At 67.3% G+C, this 21,179-nt stretch carries 18 protein-coding genes and 1 pseudogene; 15 read left to right on the top strand and 4 right to left on the bottom strand.

The window, feature by feature from the left end:
- Positions 1-7 precede the first annotated feature (7 nt).
- From P8X75_11315 to P8X75_11280, 8 genes are all read left to right on the top strand, one after another.
- The gene (locus P8X75_11315; protein ID MEJ1995777.1) at positions 8-493 is read left to right on the top strand and encodes a TonB-dependent receptor; all 486 of its coding nucleotides are present in this window, start codon (positions 8-10) and stop codon (positions 491-493) included.
- 194 nt (positions 494-687) lie between these two features.
- A complete protein-coding gene (locus tag P8X75_11310; GenBank protein MEJ1995776.1) occupies positions 688-2,388 on the top strand; it encodes a long-chain fatty acid--CoA ligase in 1,701 nt (566 codons plus the stop codon).
- A gap of 85 nt (positions 2,389-2,473) precedes the next feature.
- Positions 2,474-2,863, top strand: a complete 390-nt coding sequence (locus P8X75_11305) for a MerR family DNA-binding transcriptional regulator (protein ID MEJ1995775.1) — start codon at positions 2,474-2,476, stop codon at positions 2,861-2,863.
- Between the two features lie 59 nt (positions 2,864-2,922).
- Positions 2,923-4,062, top strand: coding sequence for a thiolase family protein (locus P8X75_11300; protein MEJ1995774.1), 1,140 nt, complete (start codon positions 2,923-2,925; stop codon positions 4,060-4,062).
- The gene (locus P8X75_11295; protein ID MEJ1995773.1) at positions 4,062-6,422 is read left to right on the top strand and encodes a 3-hydroxyacyl-CoA dehydrogenase NAD-binding domain-containing protein; all 2,361 of its coding nucleotides are present in this window, start codon (positions 4,062-4,064) and stop codon (positions 6,420-6,422) included. Before P8X75_11300 ends, P8X75_11295 begins: the two co-directional genes overlap by 1 nt.
- A 19-nt stretch (positions 6,423-6,441) precedes the next feature.
- Positions 6,442-8,235: an acyl-CoA dehydrogenase C-terminal domain-containing protein gene (locus tag P8X75_11290; GenBank protein MEJ1995772.1), complete on the top strand. Its 1,794-nt coding sequence runs from the start codon at positions 6,442-6,444 to the stop codon at positions 8,233-8,235.
- A gap of 9 nt (positions 8,236-8,244) precedes the next feature.
- A complete protein-coding gene (locus P8X75_11285; protein MEJ1995771.1) occupies positions 8,245-8,889 on the top strand; it encodes a thioesterase family protein in 645 nt (214 codons plus the stop codon).
- Between the two features lie 97 nt (positions 8,890-8,986).
- Positions 8,987-9,475, top strand: a complete 489-nt coding sequence (locus tag P8X75_11280) for a GFA family protein (GenBank protein ID MEJ1995770.1) — start codon at positions 8,987-8,989, stop codon at positions 9,473-9,475.
- 177 nt (positions 9,476-9,652) lie between these two features.
- Here P8X75_11280 and htpG read toward each other — a convergent pair whose 3' ends face one another.
- Positions 9,653-11,563 carry a molecular chaperone HtpG gene (gene htpG / locus P8X75_11275; GenBank protein ID MEJ1995769.1) on the bottom strand — a complete coding sequence of 637 codons (1,911 nt, stop codon included), beginning with the start codon at positions 11,561-11,563 and terminating at the stop codon, positions 9,653-9,655.
- 112 nt (positions 11,564-11,675) lie between these two features.
- Between htpG and P8X75_11270 the strand changes: the two genes are divergently transcribed.
- The 3 genes from P8X75_11270 to P8X75_11260 all read left to right on the top strand — a co-directional run bounded on the left by P8X75_11270 (position 11,676) and on the right by P8X75_11260 (position 15,549).
- On the top strand, positions 11,676-12,392 hold the full coding sequence (locus P8X75_11270) for a protein-L-isoaspartate(D-aspartate) O-methyltransferase (protein ID MEJ1995768.1): 717 nt from the start codon (positions 11,676-11,678) through the stop codon (positions 12,390-12,392).
- A gap of 97 nt (positions 12,393-12,489) precedes the next feature.
- Entirely contained in the window at positions 12,490-15,150 is a 2,661-nt protein-coding gene (locus P8X75_11265) for a helicase-related protein (protein ID MEJ1995767.1), read from the top strand.
- A 6-nt stretch (positions 15,151-15,156) separates the two neighbouring features.
- Complete coding sequence (locus P8X75_11260; protein ID MEJ1995766.1) at positions 15,157-15,549, top strand: RNA-binding S4 domain-containing protein; 393 nt, start codon at positions 15,157-15,159, stop codon at positions 15,547-15,549.
- A gap of 33 nt (positions 15,550-15,582) precedes the next feature.
- Here P8X75_11260 and P8X75_11255 read toward each other — a convergent pair whose 3' ends face one another.
- Positions 15,583-16,221 carry a DUF938 domain-containing protein gene (locus tag P8X75_11255; GenBank protein ID MEJ1995765.1) on the bottom strand — a complete coding sequence of 213 codons (639 nt, stop codon included), beginning with the start codon at positions 16,219-16,221 and terminating at the stop codon, positions 15,583-15,585.
- Between the two features lie 105 nt (positions 16,222-16,326).
- Between P8X75_11255 and P8X75_11250 the strand changes: the two genes are divergently transcribed.
- The 4 genes and pseudogenes from P8X75_11250 (at position 16,327) to P8X75_11235 (ending at position 19,117) form a co-directional block, all read left to right on the top strand.
- On the top strand, positions 16,327-16,782 hold the full coding sequence (locus P8X75_11250; protein ID MEJ1995764.1) for a TerB family tellurite resistance protein: 456 nt from the start codon (positions 16,327-16,329) through the stop codon (positions 16,780-16,782).
- Between the two features lie 61 nt (positions 16,783-16,843).
- Positions 16,844-17,182 carry a ferredoxin family protein gene (locus tag P8X75_11245; GenBank protein MEJ1995763.1) on the top strand — a complete coding sequence of 113 codons (339 nt, stop codon included), beginning with the start codon at positions 16,844-16,846 and terminating at the stop codon, positions 17,180-17,182.
- 435 nt (positions 17,183-17,617) lie between these two features.
- Positions 17,618-18,097 (top strand): annotated as a pseudogene (locus P8X75_11240) (CarD family transcriptional regulator).
- A 183-nt stretch (positions 18,098-18,280) separates the two neighbouring features.
- Positions 18,281-19,117 carry a hypothetical protein gene (locus P8X75_11235; GenBank protein MEJ1995762.1) on the top strand — a complete coding sequence of 279 codons (837 nt, stop codon included), beginning with the start codon at positions 18,281-18,283 and terminating at the stop codon, positions 19,115-19,117.
- Here P8X75_11235 and P8X75_11230 read toward each other — a convergent pair whose 3' ends face one another.
- A complete protein-coding gene (locus tag P8X75_11230; protein ID MEJ1995761.1) occupies positions 19,118-20,644 on the bottom strand; it encodes a M48 family metalloprotease in 1,527 nt (508 codons plus the stop codon). It lies immediately after the preceding gene.
- The coding region (locus tag P8X75_11225; protein MEJ1995760.1) for a thermonuclease family protein at positions 20,644-21,179 on the bottom strand (536 nt) is incomplete at its 5' end. The genes P8X75_11230 and P8X75_11225, both read right to left, overlap by 1 nt.

Genomic DNA, 21,179 nt, shown 5'->3' with positions numbered 1-21,179 from the left:
AGCGGACTTGACTACACCCGCTATGCTGTCTTTAGGTGCGACATATGACATAGACGAAAACTGGTCTGTTAGTGCCGAAGCTCAATATACTTTCTGGTCAAGCTTTGACGAGTTGCGTGTTGCCTCTAATGGTAGTCCAATTTCAGTGACCCAGGAAAACTGGGACGATCAGATCTTCCTGGCGCTGGGCGGCGAGTACCGCATGGACGACAAGTGGACCTTCCGCGCCGGTGTCGCCTACGACGAGACGCCGATCAACGATACCTTCCGCACGCCGCGCATTCCGGGCGGCAGCCGCTACTGGCTGGCCGTTGGCGCCTCCTACGAGGTGAACGAGTGGTTTGGAATCGATGCGGGCTACACCCACATCTTCGTTGAGGACACGGAAGTCCGCCTAAACGGTTCGGAGTCGGTGCCCAGCCCTGGGCCCTTGACCGCCGACTATGAGAACGGCATCGACATCCTCTCGATTCAGGCGCGCTTCTCCTTCTAAGGGATAGCGGCCCGCTGCGGGCGGATTAAGAGGTTACCGGGCGGCAGCGAACCGCCGCCGCCCGGAGAGACCGCAACAGCAAGACAAGAACAAGGGGAAGGTGGGGGAACCCGCTCGGCCCGGAAGGCGCTGCTTTCCGGCAAGGGGACAGGCTTACTCGAATTAAGGCCGCGCGAAGCGGCGTTGGATGTGACATGACCAGTGATCGACAGGAAATCGAAAGGCCTTGGATCAAGAGCTATCCGACGGGCCTAGCCTGGGAATTCGATGCCCCCATCGAGCCACTTTACGCGGCCTTGGATCGCGCCGTGGCCGACTTCGGCGAGCGGCCCTGCCTGGACTTCCTGGGCCGCAAAAGCAGCTATGCGGAGATCGGTGAGGCCGTGGAGCGCGCCGCCGCGGGCTTGCAGGCCCAGGGCCTTCAGAAGGGCGACCGCGTCGGCCTGCTGCTGCCCAACAGCCCCTACTTCGTGATCTTCTACCACGCCGTGCTGAAGGCCGGCGGTGTCGTGGTGAACTTCAATCCGCTCTACACCCACTACGAGGTGGAGCGCCAGGTTCGCGATGCCGAATGCCGCATCATGGTGACGCTGGACCTTCAGCTAATGCTGCCCAAGCTGGACAACCTGGTGAAGGCCGGGGCGCTGGAGCGCGTGGTGGTCTGCTCGCTGGCGCAGGCGCTGCCGCGGGTGAAGGGCCTGCTCTTCCCGATCCTGAAGAGCGCGCAGCTGGCCTCCGTCCCGGCCGCGCCCGCCTACCTGACCTACAAAGAGTTTCTCGCCGGGGCCGGGCCTCTGCGTCCCGTCGCGATCGACCCCCTGGAGGACCTCGCGGTGCTGCAATACACCGGGGGCACCACGGGCGTTCCGAAGGGCGCGATGCTGACCCACGCCAACCTCGCCGCCAACCGCCGTCAGGTCGCCAACTGGGGCCAGGACCTGAAGCGGGGGGAGGAGCGCACGCTGGGCGTCCTTCCCTTCTTCCATGTCTTCGCCATGACCGTGGTGATGAACGTCGCCATCGAGGCGGCGGGCGAGATGATCCTGCTGCCGCGCTTCGACCTGGAGGAGGTGTTGCGCACCATCGAGAAGAAGCGCCCGACGCTGTTCCCCGCCGTGCCGACCATCTTCAACGCGATCGAGAACTACGCCGGAGTCGACCGCTTCGACCTTTCCTCGGTCAAGCTCTGCATCTCCGGCGGCGCGCCGCTGCCGGTCGAGGTGAAGCAGGCCTTCGAGGAGCGGACCGGCTGCAAGGTGGTCGAGGGCTACGGTCTTTCGGAAAGCGCGCCGGTCGCGACCTGCAACCCGCCGCACGGCGTGAACAAGGCCGGGTCCATCGGCCTGCCCTTCCCCGGCACCGACATCGCGATCCGCGATCTTGAGGACCCCGACCGCCCGGTGGAGCCGGGCCAGAACGGGGAAATCTGCATCCGTGGCCCGCAGGTGATGAAGGGCTACTGGCGGCGCGAGGAGGAGACGGCGGAGGTCCTGTCCGACGGCTGGCTGCGCACGGCGGACGTCGGCTACATGGACGAGGACGGCTACGTCTTCCTGGTGGACCGCCTGAAGGACGTCATCCTCTGCGGTGGCTACAACGTCTATCCCCGCATCATCGAAGAGGCCTGCTACGAGCATGAGGCCGTCGAAGAGGTGACGGTGATCGCCATCGAGGACGCCTATCGCGGCCAGTCGCCCAAAGCCTTCGTCAAGCTCCGCGAAGGCGCCGAACTGACGGCGGAGGCATTGCAAGCCTTCCTCGCCGAGCGCCTGTCGCCCATCGAACGGCCCAAGGTCATCGAGTTCCGCGACAGCCTGCCCAAGACCATGATCGGCAAGCTGTCCAAGAAGGAACTGATCGAAGAAGAGCGCGAGAAGCTGTCGAAAGCCTCTTGAACGCCAGCGGGTTAGAGATTAAGTTTACCTATACGTTAAGCATATAACGTAACAAGCATCATCGCGATCATCTGCGGGAAGTCCCATGACCAAGCTCTACACCATCAGCGAACTGGCCGAAGAACTCGACGCCACGCCGCGCGCCATTCGCTTCTATGAGGATAAGGGGCTCATCAGCCCGCAACGGGCCGGGACCACGCGGGTCTACACCCACCGGGACCGGGGCCGCCTGATCCTGATCCTGCGCGGCAAGCGGCTGGGCTTCAGCCTGCGCGAAATACGCGAGTGGCTGACGCTCTACGACGCCGACCCCGATCAGGTCACGCAGATGAAACTGCTGCGCGGCAAGATCGAGGAGCGCCTGGAGGCCCTGGAACAGCAGCAGCGCGACCTGGAGGAAACCCTGGTCGAACTGCGCGAGATCAAGCGTCAGGTGGACGGCCACCTCGACAAGACGAACAAGAAGGCGGGCTGACCCGCCGAGAACAATCTCTGGAACGACTGCCCAGAAGCAGGAAGGAGCGTTATCGCGCCATGAACAGGAACGTCGTCATCGCGGGCTATGCCCGCTCGCCCTTCCATTTCGCCAAGAAGGGCGCCCTCACCCGGATGCGCCCCGACGAAATGGCCGCCCAGGTCGTGCGCGGCCTGATCGAAGAGAGCGGCGTCGACCCCGCCGACATCGAGGATCTGATCGTCGGCTGCGCCTTTCCCGAAGGTGAGCAGGGCCTGAACGTCGCGCGCCTGATCGGCTTCCTTTCCGATTTGCCGATCTCGGTCGCGGGCGCCACCGTCAACCGCTTCTGCGGCTCCTCGATGCAGTCGGTGCACATGGCCGCCGGGGCGATCCAGATGAACGCGGGCGAAGCCTTCCTCTGCGCCGGCATCGAGTCCATGAGCCGCGTGCCCATGGCGGGCTTCAACCCCATGCTGAACCCCGGACTCGCGGAAAACTATCCGGCAGCGTACATATCCATGGGCGAGACGGCAGAGAACGTCGCCGCCAAGTACGGCATCGAGCGCGCCCGTCAGGAAGAGCTCGCCGTGGAGAGCCACAAGAAGGCAGCCGCTGCGCAGGCCGCCGGCAAACTCGCCGGGGAAATCGTGAAGCTGACCCTGGGCAACGAGGTGGTGGAGCAGGACGGCTGCATCCGCGCCGACACCAGCGCCGAGGGTCTGGCCGGTCTGAAGCCCGCTTTCAAGGAAGACGGCAGCGTGACCGCCGGGACCGCTTCCCCGCTGACCGACGGCGCTTCTGCCTGCCTCGTGACCTCCGAGGACTACGCCAAGGAACGCGGCCTGCCGATCCTGGCGCGCGTCCGCGCGGTGGCCGTGGCCGGCTGTGCGCCGGAGACTATGGGCATGGGTCCGGTCGTCGCCTCCAAGAAGGCCCTTGAACGCGCCGGGCTCAAGGCCGCGGACATGGACATCATCGAACTGAACGAAGCCTTCGCCTCCCAGGCGCTGGCCTGCGCCGACGAGCTGGGCCTCGACTGGGACAAGATCAATCTCGACGGCGGCGCGCTGGCGCTGGGCCACCCGCTGGGCGCGACAGGCGCGCGCATCACCGGCAAGGCCGCCCAGCTTTTGAAGCGCGAGGGCAAGCAGTTCGCGCTCTCCACCCAGTGCATCGGCGGCGGTCAGGGAATCGCGACGGTTCTGGAGGCGGCGTGATGGCCAGGAACGCGACCGATATCAAGAAAGTCGCGGTGATCGGCGCGGGCGTCATGGGCGCCGGCATCGCCGCGCACTGCGCCAACGCGGGGCTTGAGGTCCTGTTGCTCGACATCGTGCCGGAGGGCGCGGAGGACCGGAACGCGGTCGCCAAGGGCGCGATCGCAAAGCTGCTGAAGGCCGATCCCGCCCCCTTCATGTCCAAGCGCTTCGCCAAGCGCGTGACGCCGGGCAACATCGAAGACGACCTGGACAAGCTCGGCGACTGCGACTGGATCGTCGAGGCCGTGATCGAACGGCTCGACATCAAGCAGGAGCTCTATGGAAAGATCGAGGCGCACCGCAAGAAGGGCTCGCTGGTCTCCTCCAACACCTCGACCCTGCCGCTTTCGCGCCTGACGGACGGCCTGCCTGATTCCTTCAAGGCCGACTTCATGATCACGCACTTCTTCAATCCGCCGCGCTACATGCGGCTGCTGGAGATCGTCAGCGGGCCCGCGACCCGCGCCAAGGCCGTCGAGCAGATGGCTGGGATCGCCGATCGCAGGCTCGGCAAGGGCGTGATCTTCTGCAACGACACGCCCGGCTTCGTCGCCAACCGCATCGGTACCTTCTGGATCCAGGCGGCCCTGGTGGACGCCATCGACCTGGGCCTTTCCATCGAGGAGGCGGACGCCGTCATGGGCCGCCCGGTGGGCATTCCCAAGACCGGCGTCTTCGGCCTCATGGACCTGGTCGGCATCGACCTGATGCCGCACGTGGACAAGGGCCTGGCCGACAACCTGCCGGAGAGCGACAGCTATCACGCCATCCGCCGCGACCTGCCGCTGATCCGCAAGATGATCGACGAGGGTTACACCGGCCGTAAGGGCAAGGGCGGTTTCTACCGCATCAACCGCGAGGGCGGCGGCAAGGTGAAGGAGGCGATCAACCTGGAGACCGGCGCCTATGCGCCCGCCGGAAAGGTGGCGCTGGAAAGTCTCGACGCGGCCAAGGGCCTGAAAGGCGTCAAGGGCTTACAGGCGCTGGTGGCACACGAGGACCGGGGCGGGCGCTACGCCTGGGCGGTCCTCTCCAAGGTGCTGGCCTACGCCGCCTCCCTGGTGCCGGAGATCGTCGGCGACGTCGCCTCGGTCGACCGCGCCCTGCAGCTCGGCTACGCCTGGAAGTACGGGCCCTTCGAGCTGATCGACCGCCTGGGCGCCAAGGCCTTCGCCGAGCGTCTGGAGGCCGAGGGCCGCGAGGCGCCCGAGCTTCTGAAGAAGGCCGCCGCCGCCGAGGGTTTCTACAGGGTCGCCGGGGGCCGGCACGAACAGCTCATGCCCGACGGCGCCTACCGGCCCATCGAACGGCCCGAGGGCGTGGAGCTCCTGGCCGACATCAAGCTGACCCGCGAGCCCCTGGCCCGCAACGGTTCGGCCAGCCTCTGGGATGTCGGCGACGGGGTCGCCTGCTTTGAGATCCACACCAAGCTCAACACCATCGATACCGAGGTCATGGCGCTGCTCGCCAAGACGCTGGAGATCGTGCCCAAGGAGGGCCTGAAGGCGCTGGTGATCTACAACGAGGGCAGCCACTTCTCAGCGGGCGCCAACCTCGGCCTCGCGCTCTTCGCCGCCAACGCAGCCCTCTGGCCGATGGTCGAGGACATGGTGGGCCAGGGCCAGAAGGTTTACCGCAAGCTGCGTCAGGCGCCTTTCCCCGTGGTCGCAGCCCCCTCTGGCCTGGCGCTGGGCGGCGGCTGCGAGATCTGCCTTTCCGCCGACGCCATCCAGGCGCACGGCGAGACCTACATGGGTCTGGTGGAGGTCGGCGTGGGCGTGATCCCCGGCTGGGGCGGCTGCACCGAGATGCTGGGGCGGCTCGCCGCCGACCCGAGGCGGCCCAAGGGCCCCATGCCGCCGGTCGCCGAGGCCTTCGAGACCATCGGCATGGCCAAGGTCGCCAAGTCGGCCTTCGAGGCCAAGGAGTTCGGCTTCCTGCGGGCGGCGGACGGCATCACCTACAACCGCGACCGGCTGCTGGCCGACGCCAAGGCCAAGGCGCTGGACCTGGCCGAGGGCTATGAAGCGCCTGAGCCGCTGGAGCTGGTGCTGCCGGGCCCGAGCGGCAAGGCGACCCTGGACTTCGCGCTGCGCGATCTGGCCGCCAAGGGTGTTGCGACGCCCCACGACCAGGTGGTCGCGGGCGAGCTCTGCGGCGTCCTGACCGGCGGGCCGGGCGCGGACCACACCGAGCCGCTGGGCGAGGCGGAGCTGCTGAAGCTGGAGCGCGAAGCCTTCATGCGGCTGATCCGCACGGAGGCGAGCCTGCAACGCATGGAGCACATGCTGACCACCGGCAAGCCGCTCCGGAACTAGAGGAAAGACGAGGTTCGTCATGGTGAGCTACAAAGCCCCCCTGGAAGACATCCGCTTCTGGCTCTACGAGGTCTTCGACTACGAAAGCCGCGTGGCCGCCCTGCCCGGGTACGAGGAGGCGAGCCGCGATCTGGTCGACGCCGTGCTGGAGGAGGGCGCGAAGTTCTGTGAGAACGAGCTGCTGCCCTTGAACCAGTCCGGCGACAAGGAAGGCTGCCACTTCGAGAACGGGGTCGTGCGTACGCCTCAAGGCTTCAAGGAGGCGTACGAGGCCTATTGCCAGTCCGGCTGGACCTCGCTCGCCTGCGATCCGGCCTATGGCGGGCAGGGACTGCCCAAGACGCTGGAGTTCCTCATGATGGAGCTGGTCTGCTCCACCAACATGGCCTTCGGCATGTACCCCGGCCTCTCCCACGGCGCCTACAACGCACTGGAGATCTGGGGCAGCGACGAGCAGAAGAAGCGCTACCTGCCCAAGCTGGCCGAGGGCGCCTGGTCGGGCACCATGTGCCTGACCGAGCCGCACTGCGGCACCGACCTGGGCCTGATCCGGACGAAGGCGGAGCCGAAAGGCGACGGCATCTACTCCATAACCGGCCAGAAGATCTTCATCTCGGCGGGCGAACACGACCTGACCGACAACATCCTGCATCTGGTGCTGGCCAAGCTGCCCGACGCGCCTGCCGGAACCAAGGGCATCTCCCTCTTCCTGGTACCGAAGTTCGCGGTGAAGCAGGACGGCTCGCTGGGCGCGCGCAACGGCGTCGCCTGCGGCTCGCTCGAAGACAAGATGGGCATCAAGGCCTCGGCCACCTGCGTCATGAACTTCGACGAGGCCGAGGGCACGCTGGTCGGCGAGCCCCACGGCGGCATGAAGGCCATGTTCACCATGATGAACGCCGCCCGCCTGGGCGTCGGCATCCAGGGATTGGGCGTGGCGGAGACCGCCTACCAGTCCGCCGCCGACTACGCCCGCGACCGGCGGCAGGGGCGCAGCCTCTCCGGCCCCAAGGACCTGGAGGCCAAGGCCGACCCGATCATCGTACACCCGGACGTACGCAAGAACCTCCTGACCGTCAAGGCGGTCAACGAGGGCTGCCGCGCGCTCGCGATCTGGACCGGCATGGAGATCGACCGGGCCGAAAAGCACGCCGAGGAGGCCGAACGCCGGGCCGCCGACGACTTCGTGCAGCTCATGACCCCGATCATCAAGGCCTTCATGACCGACCACGGCTTCGACGCCACGGTACGCGCCCAGCAGGTCTTCGGCGGGCATGGCTACATCAAGGAATGGGGTATGGAACAGTTGGTGCGCGATGCGCGCATCACGCAGATCTACGAGGGCGCGAACGGCATTCAGGCCCTCGACCTCGTGGGCCGCAAGCTGGGTCACGGCATGGGCCGCTACCTGCGCCGCTTCTTCCATCCGGTCCTGGCTTTCATCGAGGAGAACCAGGCAGACGAGCAGCTCGCCGAATACGTCCTGCCACTGGCCAAGGCCTTTGGGCGCTTGCAGCAGTCGACCGCCTGGATCGCCGAGAAGGGCCTGAAGGACCCCGAGGAGGCGGGCGCCGCCTCCAGCGACTACCTGCGGCTCTTCGGTCTGGTGACGCTCGCGTACATCTGGGCGCGTACGGCCAAGCTGGCCCTCGCCAAGGTGGAGGCTGAAGAGGACCCGACCGGCTTCTACAAGGCGAAGGTCGCGACCGCGCGCTTCTACATGACCCGCGTGCTGCCCGAGACCAGCGCCCTGTTCCAGCAGATCATGGCGGGCAAGAAGCCGCTGATGGAGCTGGAGGCCGCGAGCTTCTAGAGGGATGTCATGAACCTGCTTTTGCGCCTCATCAAGATCCTCCTGGCCGCGCGCTTCCGCTCGCCCTTGAGCCTCTTTGGCGTCTCGCGGGTGCGCTTCCGGGTCTGGCCCAACGACCTCGACCTCAACCGCCACATGAACAACGGTCGCTTCCTGACCGTCATGGACCTGGGGCGCATCGACCTGATGGCGCGCATGGGCGTTCTCGGCATCTTCAAGAAGCGCAAGTGGATGCCGGTGGTGGCGGCGGAGACCATCTCCTTCAAGCGGCCGCTCGACCCCTTCGAGCGTTATGAGCTGACCAGCCGCATCCTCTGCTGGGACGAACGCTTCCTCTACCTCGAGCAGGTCTTCGTGAAGAAGAACGGCAAGGTGGCCGCGCGCGCCCTGGTCAAGGCCGCGATCCGCGCCCACGCCCGCGCGGTCAAGACCCAGGAGATCCTGGAGGCGCTTCAGGTGCCCAAGCGCAAGTCGCCGCCGATCCCGCCGGGCATCAAGGCCTGGGCGCTGGCGGCTGAGTGGATGGAAGAAGGCGGCGAGCCCGCCAACGACCCCGGAGACCCCGCCAGGCCCGACACGCCCGCAACGGTGAAGGCCCGCGACCGCGCCGAGGAGCGCGCGAAGAAAGAGGCCGCCAGGAAGCATAAAGCCTGAGTCCGCGGGCCGCCGCTCCGGTCGCCGCTCCGGGCCGACTTGCCTGCGCGCGCGGCGCCATGCCTCAATGCCTTCCGACAACCCTGGGAGGCTTTCAATGAAACTGAACGGTTCCTGCCACTGCGGCCAGGTGCGCTTCTCGCTCGAGGCGCCGCAGCCGGTGCCCTATCAGCGCTGCTACTGCTCGATCTGCCGCAAGACGCAAGGGGGCGGCGGCTATGCGATGAACCTCGGCGCGCTGGCCGACAGCCTGAAGGTCGAGGGGTCGGAGCAGCTCAGCGTCTATCGCGCGCAGATGGGCGAGGACGGCGAGGGCCGACCGATCCTCTCCAAGATGGAGCGCTCCTTCTGCAAGCACTGCGGCAGCCACCTCTGGGCCTGGGACCTGCGCTGGCCCGAGCTGATCCACCCCCACGCCTCGGCCATCGATTCCGACCTGCCCGAAGCGCCGGAGCAGACCCACATGATGCTGGGCTCGAAGGCGAACTGGGTGAAGCTGGAAGCCGGCCCTAGCGACAAGACCTTCGAGGACTACCCGGAAGAATCGCTGGAGGCGTGGCACAAGCGGATGGGGATGGAGGGGTAGGAGGCCAAGCGCCGCCATCCTTCGAGACGAGCGCCAAAGCGCTCTCCTCAGGATGAGGTTTGAGGGGCCCGCTCCTGAGGATGAGGTCCGGTGAAGCGGCTCCCTCATCCTGAGGAGCGGGCGATAAGCCCGCGTCTCGAAGGATGGCGGCGGCTTGAGACGGTCAAACGCCCCGCCTCATCCCACCAGCCCGCGCGCCATGGCGTCGGAGAGTCGGCGGGCGAAGGCGGCGGGGTCGGGGACGGCTTCGCCTTCGAGGATTCGCGCCTGATCGAGCAGCAGCCAGGCGGCCTCCTCGATCTCCTGGCTGGCACCCCCGCCGTTCGAGGCGGCGGCCTTCTCGGCCAGGGCCTTCACCAGCGGATGCTTGGGGTTCAGCTCCAGGATGCGCTGGGATTCATGGTCGAGCTGCTGGTGCTGGCGCAGCAGGCGCTCCAGGTGCAGGTCCATGTCGCCCTCGTCGGCGACCAGGCAGACCGGGCTGGAAGTGAGACGCTTGGAGGCGCGCACCTCCTTCACCGCCTCGCCCAGCGTCACCTTCAGGAAGGCGGTCAGCGCCTCGAAACCTTCGGGCGCCTCCTCCTTCTTCGCTTCCTCGGGGGTTTCGTCCTGCTTGGTCTCCCCGGCGTCGTCCATCTCGTCCAGGTCGGCCGAGCCGCGGGTCACCGACTTGAAGGGCTTGCCCTCGTATTCCGGGGCCACGGTCAGCCAGAACTCGTCCACCGGATCGGTCAGGAACAGGACCTCCACGCCCTTGGCCGCGTAGCCTTCGAGCTGAGGCGACTGCTTCAGCCGCTCCAACTTGTCGCCGGACAGGAAGTAGATGGCCTTCTGCCCCTCGGGCATGCGCTCCAGGTAGTCCGCGAGGCTGGTCCAGCCCTCGACCTTGGAGGAGCGGAAGCGGGCCAGCTTCAAGAGCCGCTCGCGGTTGCCCGCGTCCTCGTAGATGCCTTCCTTCAGGACCGGCCCGAAGGCGTCCCAGAAGGCCTCGTAGTTTCCGTCCTCGGCCTTGGCGCGCTTTTCCAAGAGGTCCAGCACCCGCTTGGTCAGGCCCGACTTGATCTTGGCCAGCACGGGCGAGTTCTGAAGCATCTCGCGCGAGACGTTGAGCGGCAGGTCCTCGCAGTCCACCACGCCGCGCAGGAAGCGCAGGTAGGCGGGCAGCACCTCCTCGCTCTCGTCGGTGATGAAGACGCGCTTCACGTAGAGGCGCAGCGCCTGGCGCCGCTCCGGGTGGAACAGGTCCATGGGCCGCTGCGCGGGCACGTAGATCAGCCCGGTGTAGGACAGCATGCCCTCGACCTGGAAATGCAGGCGCGCCCAGGGCTCGTCGAAGGCATGGGCGACGTGGTGGTAGAACTCGCGGTACTGCTCCTCGCTGATGTCCGACTTGGCGCGGGTCCAGAGCGCGGAGGCCTCGTTCAGCTGACGCGGCTCCTCCTGACCTTCCTCGGCCAGAAGGATGGGAACGGCGATGTGGTCGGAATAGGCGCGCACCACGGCTTCCAGCCGCTTGGGGTCGGCGAACTCCTTGGCGTCCTTCTTGAGCGTCAGGGTGATGCGCGCGCCGCGGTCGGGCGCGCTCTCGCTCTCGGAGACCGTGAAGCCGCCCTTGCCGTCGCTTTCCCAGCGCCAGCCCTGCTCTTCTCCGGCCTTGCGGCTTTCCACCGTCACCTTGTCGGCCACCATGAAGGCGGAATAGAAGCCGACGCCGAACTGACCGATCAGGTTGACGGCCTTGTCCTTGTTCTCCGCCGCTTCCTTCAGCCCCGCCATGAAGGCGGCGGTGCCCGAGCGCGCGATGGTGCCCAGGTTCTCCACCATGTCGTCGCGGTTCATGCCGATGCCGTTGTCGGCCAGGGTGAGGGTGCCTTCCTTCGCGTCCGGCTCGATGCGGATCTTCAGGTCCGGGTCACCGGCGGTCAGCTCGGGCTGCGTCAGGGCGGCGTAGCGCAGCCGGTCGCAGGCGTCCGAGGCGTTGGAGATCAACTCGCGCAAAAAGACTTCCTTGTCCGAATAGAGCGCTCCGGCGACGATCTCCAAGAGGCGTGAGACCTCGGCCTGGAAAGACAGCTTTTCTTCGCTCATGGCGTCTTCTAACCCCTTCACATGCTGTTATGCTTCTTCTCGCTTCGCCGGGCGGCTTCCGGCTGTGGTCTGATATGTGACCCTGCCCCCTCGCTTGCAAGGAGGCGTTTGCGTGCCTGAGAACCGGATCATTTCCCAAGAAGAACGCCGTGCACGCGGCGGCGAGCGCGCCGCACTGCTGGCCGAGGTCGAGGCGGAGATCGCCGAGACGGCGGGTATGACCGGGCTGGCGCACCTGCCCGAGGAGGTGCGCCGGGCCCTCCTCGCCGTGCCGCGGCACCTCTTCCTGCCCGAAGACCGGCGCGCGGCGGCTTACCAGAACCGGCCCCTGCCGATCGGCGCGGGGCAGACCATCTCCCAGCCCTACATCGTGGCGCTGATGACCGCGCTGAGCGGCGCCGCAGCCGGCAAGCGCATCCTGGAGATCGGCACGGGCTGCGGCTATCAGGCCGCCGTCTTGGCCGAAACGGGCGCCGAGGTCTGGTCGATCGAGTTCGTCGAGAGTCTGGCGGAAGCCGCGGCGAAACGTCTGGCGGCGCTGGGCTACGATGGAATCCACCTGCGCAGGGGCAACGGCCGGAAGGGTTGGCCGGAGGCAGCACCCTTCGACGCCATCGTGGTGACCGCCGCCGCGCCCAAGCTGCCGCCCGCGCTGTTCGAGCAACTGAAGCCGGGAGGCCGCATCGTCATCCCCATCGGCCCCACCAGCCGCGCCGCCCAGGCCTTCTTCGGCGGACAGGAACTGCGCGTCGTGGAGAAGGACGACCAGGGCGCCAAGCGCGAGCAGAGCGCCCTGCCCGTCGCCTTCGTGCCCTTGGTGAAGGGCTGAGGGCGCGGGACGCAGAGGTAAGAAGCAGAGGTAAAAATCGGAAAAGACGCCCGCCCGCCCTTGCGCGAGCGCGCGTGAGACCCGATCCTTAGGAACCATGACCGAGACCCCTCCCCCAGAAGCCGCCGGACGGTCGCAGCCGCTGCCGCCCTCCCGAAGCGGCGTGACGGCGCTGCTGGGCCCGACCAACACCGGCAAGACCTTCCTGGCGATCGAGCGCATGCTGGCGCACAGCTCCGGCATGATCGGCTTTCCGCTGCGCCTGCTGGCGCGCGAGAACTTCGACCGCGCGGTCAAGCTGCGCGGCGCGCATCAGGTGGCCCTGATCACGGGCGAGGAAAAGATCATCCCGGCCCAGGCGCGCTACTTCTTCTGCACGGTGGAGTCCATGCCGCTGGACCGGCAGGTGGAGTTCCTGGCCGTCGACGAGATCCAGCTCTGCGGCGATCCGGAACGCGGGCACATCTTCACCGACCGCCTGCTGCACGCGCGCGGCATTTCCGAGACGCTCTTCCTCGGCGCGGAGACCGTGAAGCCGCTGTTGCAGCGGCTGGTCCCGGAGGCCGAGGTCGTCTCCCGTCCGCGCTTCTCGACGCTCAGCTACGCCGGGCACCGCAAGCTGACGCGCCTGCCGCCGCGCTCTGCCATCGTCGCCTTCTCCGCGAACGACGTTTACGCCATCGCCGAGCTGATCCGCCGGCAGCGCGGCGGCGCCGCCGTGGTGCTGGGCGCGCTCTCGCCGCGCACCCGCAATGCCCAGGTCCAGCTGTTCGAGGAGGGCGAGGTCGACTATCTGGTCGCGACCGACGCCATCGGCATGGGCTTGAACCTCAACGTCAACCACGTCGCCTTCGCCCGTCTGGACAAGTTCGACGGGCGGCAGATGCGCCCGCTGGGCCCCGCCGAGATCGGTCAGATCGCCGGGCGGGCGGGCCGCCACATGAGCGACGGCACCTTTGGCACGACCGCTGAGATCTCCGAACTGGAAGAGGAGGTGGTGGAGGCCGTGGAGAACCACCGCTTCGACCCCTTGCGCGTCCTCGCCTGGCGCAACCGCAACCTGGATTTCAGCAGCCCCTCCGCCTTGATGGGCAGCCTGGAGGCGCAGCCCGGGCGCGCCGGCCTGTTCCGGGCGCGTGAGGCCGAAGATCAGCTCCACCTGGCCGCCATGCTGCGCGATCCCCTGGTCATGTCGCTCGCGCGCGGGCCCGAGAAGGTCGCGCTGCTCTGGGAGGTCTGCCAGATCCCGGACTTCGAGAAGACCCTGACCGACCAGCACAACCGGCTGCTGGCGCGGATCTACGCCAGCCTGCTCTCCGGCGAGGGCAAGCTCGACAGCGAGTTCCTGGACCAGCGCCTGAAGGCCATCGACCGCAGCGACGGCGACATCGACGCCCTGACGGCGCGCATCGCCCAGGGCAGGGTCTGGACCTACATCACCCACCGCGGCGACTGGCTCGACGACAACCTCCATTGGCAGGAGCGCGCGCGGGCGGTGGAGGACCGGCTCTCCGACGCGCTGCACGAACGGCTGACCCAGCGCTTCGTCGATCGCCGCGCCGCCTTGCTGCTGCGCGGCCGGAAAGGCGAGAGGCCGCTCGGCGGCGTGCGCAAGGACGGCGAGGTGGTGATCGAAGGCGAATCCATAGGCCGCCTGCGCGGCTTCCGTCTGGAGCTGGCCGAGGGCCTGGGCCAGGGCGAGGAAGCGCGGGCCGCGCTGGCCGCCGGGCGTCGCGTGCTGTCGGAGGAGATACCGCGCCGCGTGACCGAGCTCTGCGAGGGCGACGACGGCTCCTTCCTCCTGGAAGCCGACGCCCGGCTCACCTGGCGCGGCCAGCCGGTCGGGCGTCTCACCAAGGGCAAGGACGCGCTGCATCCGGGCGTCTTGGTCGACGACGCCGACCTGCTCGACGCGGCCATGAAGGAGAGAATGCGCCAGCGCCTGGAACGCTGGCTGGAACGCTATCTGCAAAACCGCCTGGCGCCGCTCTACGCCCTTGCGGGCGCGCCGCTGGAGGGCGAGGCGCGCGGGCTGGCCTTCCAGGTCGTGGAGGCGCTGGGCCTGGTGCCGCGCCGGCGAGCGGCCAACCTGCTGCGCGCGCTCGACAAGCCCGCGCGCAAGCAGCTCTACGACCTGGGGCTAAGGATCGGGGCGGAATGCCTCTATGTCCCGGCGCTCCTGAAGCCGGAGGCGCAGGACTTGAAGACCCTGCTCCATTGGGTCTGGCACGGGGGCGAGCAGCCGGGCGCGCGGGCTGAAAAGCCGCTCTGCTTCTCCACCCGCCAGTCCGAGGGGCTTTGCCATGCGCAGGGCTACCGGCTTTTCCCCGGCCGCCGCGCGGGCCTCGCCGTGCGGGCCGATGCGCTGGAAAAGCTGATGAGCGCGCTCTACCGCAACCGCCCCACCGGGCCCTTCACGCCGCTACCCCGGCTGGCCGAGCCCCTGTCGGGCGACCAGGAGGCCTTGGCCCGCCTGCTGCCGGAACTGGGCTTCCGGCGCCAGGGCGGCGAAGACCCGGCGATGGCCGTCAGCTTCGCTCCCCAGCGCCGCGGCGCTTCCGCCCGCAGGCGCAAACGCCCTTCAGATGCGCAGGACAGGAAGGCGAAACCCGAGGCGGCAAGCCGCGCCAAGGGCAAGGCCAAGCAGCAGAAGCACCAAAAGCAGCAGCAGCCAGCCAGTGATCGGACGAACCGCAAGCGCAGCGTGCCCAACCCCGATTCACCCTTCGCCAAGCTGGCGGAACTCTACCAGCGCTGATCCCCCATGAGCGAACCCGCCGATAGCCAGCGCCTGGACAAGTGGCTCTGGAGCGCGCGTTTCTTCAAGTCGCGCTCGCTGGCTTCCAAGGTCTGTCAGGCCGGGCAGGTGCGCATCGACGGGGAGGCGACCGCGAAGGCGCATTTCGCGCTGCGCGGGGGCGAGGTCCTGACCTTCCGCCAAGGCGACCATATCCGGATCGTGAAGGTGCTCTTCCTGGCCGAACGGAGAGGGCCCGCGAGCGAAGCCCAGGGCCTCTACGAGGATCTGGCACCGCCGAGCCGCGAGGCGAAGCTCCCCCGGAACAAGCCGTCCGCGCCAGGGTCGCGCCCGCGCGGCGCGGGTCGCCCGACCAAGAAGGACCGGCGGGAGATCGCCCGTCTGAAGGATGAGCTTTGAAGAGGGGCGACTAAGTCCCTCAGCCGCGCAGGATCAGTCGCGCCGGAAGATCAACGACAGGTTGTTGGCCGGCATCTCCACGGTTTCTTCCAGGCTGAGATCCCAGCTTTCGGCGAGCGCGGTGAGGGTTTCCAGCCGCCGCAGACCCCATTCGGCGTTGCGCGCGCGCAGGCTCTCGTCAAAGGCGAGGTTGCTGGGCGCGGTCTCCGCATCCTCGCGGATGAAGGGGCCGTAGAGATAGAGGACGCCGCCCGGTGACAGCAGGCGGCTGGCGCCGCGCAGCAGCGCCTCGGCGGCGCTCCAGGGAGCGATGTGCAGCATGTTGATGCAGACCAGGGCGTCGGCCCGGCTCAGCGGCCAGACCTCCTGATAGACATCCAGGCGCAGCGGCGGCATGAGGTTGGGGCTGGCGGTCTCGTCGACGTAAGCGCCGATTGAGGCGCGCAGGACCTCCTCCACCTCGCTGGGCTGCCAGATCAAGGGCGAGAGCTTCGGGGCCATGTAGGCGGCGTGCTCGCCGCTGCCGCTCGCGACCTCCAACAGGATTCCGCTGGGCGGCAGAACGCGCTTCAGCACCTCGAGAATGGAATCGCGGTTGCGCAGACAGGCTGGGGAGTGCAGCCGTACATCGGCGCTTTTGAGATCGTCGTTGGCGTGACCGCTGTCTCCCATAGCCGACGACCCTAAGACCGCTCGCCTTGCCGTGCAAGCAACCAGCGCCCATGTTTAGCGGGAGGGAAGCAGCAGAATGCCAAAAGGAAAAGGTCCCTTCGAGCGATGATCGACAGACTTAAAGCTCTCTTCAAGCAGAACGATGGAACCTCGGAAGCCGGGGCGGACATCGTGCCGCTGGCCGTCGCCTCCCTCTTCGTCAAGGCCGCCGAGCTCGACGGCGATTTCGGGCAGGAGGAGCGCAGCCTGATCGGGAAGCTGCTCGCCGAACACTTCGAGTTGAGCGAGGCCGCCGCCCTGGAGCTGCTGGAGCGCGCCAGCCACCGCGTCGGCGCCAGCGTCGAGATGTACGGCCTGACGCGGGACATCAAGAACTCCCTCGATCATCCCGAACGGGTCGAGTTGATGGAGATGCTCTGGCAGGTCGCCTACGCGGACGGGGTGCTGCACGACTACGAGGCCAACCTGATGCGGCGCCTCGCCGGGCTGCTCTATGTTTCGGACCAGGAAAGCGGCGAGGCCAGAAAGCGCGCACAGCGTGCGCTAGGCCTCTTGGAATAACCGCGCTTCTAAGCTAGATAGGACCGGCGAAAGACGTTCCCAGCCGAGCTTAAGGACCAACATGACCTACGTCGTCACGGAAGCCTGCATCAAGTGCAAGTACATGGATTGCGTCGAAGTCTGTCCGGTGGACTGCTTCTACGAGGGCGAGAACATGCTGGTGATCCACCCGGACGAATGCATCGACTGCGGCGTCTGCGAGCCGGAGTGCCCGCCCGAGGCCATCGTCCCCGACAGCGACCCCGAAGGCGAGAAGTGGCTGGAGCTGAACCGCGACTACAGCGAGACCTGGCCGAACATCGCCCGCAAGGGCGAGGCGCCCGCCGATGCCGATGAGTACCGCGAGATGGAGAACAAGTACGAGAAGTTCTTCAGCGCGGAGCCCGGCGAAGGCTCCTGAGCGTTCATTTCCTTAGAGCCCGAGCGCGCTGCGCCGCATCCGCGGCCTCGAAGAAGGGCGCGAGGAACGCCACTTAGCGTCTTGTGCGCCGCACAAGAGTTGAATTTTCCGTCCAACTAAAGTATTATCTTTCGGTTACAAACCGGGGTGCGCCGCCGTCTGGGCCGAAAAGCATGAGGCGACGTGGAACCGGTCCCTGTATGGCGGGCGGCGGATATCCGGCGCCCCGCCTGGATAGAGACAGAGACTGCATCGATCGGGCGCCGCCTGACAAGGTCAGGCGGAAAAGGGCTCGGTCGGCGTTTGTGATAGGGGCTTTTTTGAAGCCTTTTTTTCGCGCCGGCCATGGGGGGTTGCCTGAACGACAACGGGTCCTTGTTTGGGATCGTTTATAATAGGGACGGAGAGAACCCTACCATGGCTAAAGATACCGAATACGCCGCCGGCGATTACGTCGTCTACCCCACGCACGGCGTGGGCCGCGTGATGGGCGTCCAGAAGCAGGAGATCGCAGGCGACAAGCTCGAGCTGATCATCATCAAGTTCGACAAGGACCGCATGACCCTCCGCGTTCCCGTGGCCAAGGCCAACAACTCCGGCCTGCGCAAGCTGTCCAGCCGCAAGCTGATGGACACCGCGCTGCAGACCCTGAAGGGCCGCAGCCGCGCCAAGCGCACCATGTGGAGCCGCCGCGCCCAGGAATACGAGGCGAAGATCAACTCCGGCGATCCGGTCGCGATCGCCGAGGTGGTGCGCGACCTGCACCGCGCCGAGGATCAGCCTGAGCAGTCCTACAGCGAGCGCCAGATGTACCAGGCCGCCCTTGAGCGTCTGGCCCGCGAACTGGCGGCGCTGGAGAAGATCGACGAGATCAAGGCCGCCGAAAAGCTCGAGAAGCTTCTGAGCGCAGCCTGATCTGCCTGAGAAAGGCGCGTATGTCGGGCAAGGGAGTCTTGATTGTCACGCCGCGCCAATTAGGCTAGACGAACCCGATGAAGACGGGCCGGCCGGACGATTTCCGGTCGGCTCTTTTCGTTGAAGACGAGACCGCGCAAAAAAGCTGCCCGCCCCAGGGCCGACCCCAGGAGAGTCCGCGACGTGCCAGAGGCTTCCGGCCAAGCCAGCGCCACCAACCGCCAGAAGTTCGCGGTCTTGAAGGGCGGTCGAAGGGTCTGGGCGATCGGCGCGTTGCATGGAGAGGCCGGACAGCTCACCGCGCTGCACGACGAGCTCGCGGGCCGTCTAGAGCCCGGCGATCAGGTGGTCTATCTCGGGAACATGATCGGGCGGGGTTCCGCGATCATCGACACGCTGGACGAGGTGATCGCGTTTCGCACCCTCTTCCTCTCGCGCCCCGGCGCGCATCTCTGCGACATCGTCCATCTGCGCGGCGCGCAGGAGGAGATGTGGCAGAAGCTGCTACAGCTTCAGTTCGCAACGGACCCGAGACAGGTGCTGGCCTGGATGCTGCAACAGGGCGTCGGCCCGACCATCGAGGCCTACGGCGGCACTGAAGAGGCGGCCAAGCGGGCGGCGGGCAGCGGCGTCGTGGGGATCACGCGCTGGTCCAGCGAGCTGCGCAGCAGGATGCAGGCCCATCCCGGCCACGCCCAGCTTTTCGCTGCTCTCCGCCGCGCCGCGCTGAGCGACGACGGCACCTTGCTCTGCGTCTCCGCCGGGCTTGCGCCCGACCGGCCGCTGGATGCGCAGAAGGACTCCTTCTGGTGGGGTGCTGCGGCGTTCTCGCGCATGACCGAGCCCTACGACGGCTATAAGCGGATCCTGCGCGGGATCGCGCCCGACCATCCCGGTCTGGTGCTGGATGATTTCCGGGGCACCCTGGACGGCGGCTGCGGCTTCGGGGGCGCGCTGATAGCGGGCTGTTTCGCGCCCGATGGATCGCTCGCCGACCGGATCGAGATTCCGCCGGCCTGATTACTCCTCGACGATCAGTTTGATCTTCTGCCCGGCTTGCAGGCCTTCGCCGGGCCGCAGCCCGTTCAGCACGCGCAGCCGTTCTTCCCGGTAGTCGGGATAGGGCAGGCGCCGGGCGAGGGACGAGAGGCTCTCGCCCGGCCTCACCTCATGGATCCGGATGCGGTAGGGCTTAAGCGAGGCCGCCTCCCCGTCGCTGAGGCGCCGGAAGGAATAGGTCGTCTCGCGCAGAGGCCGGTTCATCTGATCCAGGCGGTTGGAGGGGACCACGAAGAGGAAGCGCACGATCTGGTTGGGCGCGAAGCGGATCGCCAGCAGCCGCAGGCTTCCCGGGCCGCTGTTCAGGTTCACCTTGGTGGTCGCCGTGGCGGCCTTCATGCCGTTGATCTCAATCCGCTCGAACTGCTCCAGCCGCGCATTCTTGCCCCAGACGCCGCGCAGGTAGTCGCCGACCTCGTAGCGCCGCGCCGCCTCGCCGCCCGCCATGTCGAAGACGATCATGCTGCCGTTGGGATGCTTGGCTTGAACGCTGGTCGGGCGGTTGGCGAGCCGGAAGCCCGGCGGCACCTCGAACGCGAACTTCAGCTCGGGGTGCAGGAAGCGCTGGCCGCGCACGAAGCCCTGGCGCGGGCTGTCGCCGTGGATCGTGCCGTCGATCCGGCGCAGGTAGGCATCGCGGTTGCGCATGGGGTTGGCGACCTGCGTAACGCCCGCCTGGCGCGCGGCGTCCCGCACGCGGTCGGCGGTGCGCGGGTGGGTCTGCAAGATGTTGTAGGCATCGGCCTGCCCCGGATTCCCGGCCAGGATCGCCTCCAGGCGCGCGTTGGACTCCATCTGGCTGAGGAAGCTCGCCATGGCCTCGGGATCGTAGCCTGCGCGCGACAGGTAGCGAATGCCCAAGAGGTCGGCCTCCGACTCCTGGCTGCGCGAGTAGCTGGCCAGCGCCATCTGCGCGGCCTGCCCGCCAAGCTGCCCGACGTTCGCGTCCCCGGTCAGGATCGCCGCGCCCACCACGGCCAAGCCGGCGAGAACCGAGTTTCCGTAGCGCTCCGCGCTGTGGCGCGCGGTCACGTGGCCGATCTCGTGGGCCAGCACGCCCGCCAGCTCCGCCTCGTCGCGGGCCAGGTTGACCAGGCCGCGCGAGACGTAGACATAGCCGCCGGGCAGCGCGAAGGCGTTGACGATGTCGCTGTCCAGGATGGTGAAACGGTAGGGCAGGTCCGGCTGCTCGCTGGTCGCCGCCAGCAGATTGCCGACGGAGGTGACGTAGCGGTTGAGCTCCGGGTCGTCATAGCTGCCGCCGAACTGCGCCACCATCTTGGGGTGCTGCTCGCGCCCCAGGGCCAGCTCGTCCTGGGCGTCCAGGCCGCCGGTGAAGATCGTTCGGCCCGTCGCGGGCGCCGTCTCGCAGCCCGAAAGCCCGAGGCCGCCAAGGCCGATCAGCAGCGCAGCGGACAGCGCGCGCAGGCGGCGGCCCAAAAGGCGGGAGAAGAAAGGCGCTCGGTCGTCTGTCTTTGCTTGCGGCATTACGGCTCCAATAGCTCGAGCTGCTCTGGGTGTGTCACGCGGATCAGCGGGCCGTTGTAGGCGGAGATCCAACCGCGGACGCGCACCCGGCGGCCTGAAAGACTCTCCAGTTCTACGCCCGCTTGCTTGAATTCATCCCGGACCTCGCGCGGGATCTGCAGGCTGAAGTCCTCTTTCCAGTCCTCACCGAAGTTAAGGTAGGTGTTTCGGCTGGAGGAAAAAACCTCCCGCACCTCGCCTTCGATCACCTGAAAGGAATCGAGCAGGGGCCAGAGGGCGCCCGCCCGGGCCTCTCTGATGCGGTAGAAGGGGTGGCCCCAGATGCCGCGCCCGGCGCGCCGGGCGGCGCGTTCCAGCTCAAGCATCTCCGCCACCAGCGCGCGGTTGTCGGGGAAGGAGTAGACCCGGGCGAGCCCGAGCTCCAGCAGACGGCCCTGGACCCAGACGCGCTCGCGCGTCACCAGGTGCGCCAGAGCGCGGCCATAGCGCTCCTCGCGCCGTCCCCCTTCGGCGAAGGTGAGGCCGGCCTCCCGGC

Origin of the sequence: Limibacillus sp., from assembly GCA_037379885.1 — a bacterium.
In the GTDB taxonomy this organism is placed as follows: domain Bacteria; phylum Pseudomonadota; class Alphaproteobacteria; order Kiloniellales; family CECT-8803; genus JARRJC01.
Note: the sequence above shows the minus strand (reverse complement) of the source record. Positions and strands in the feature narration are given on the sequence as shown.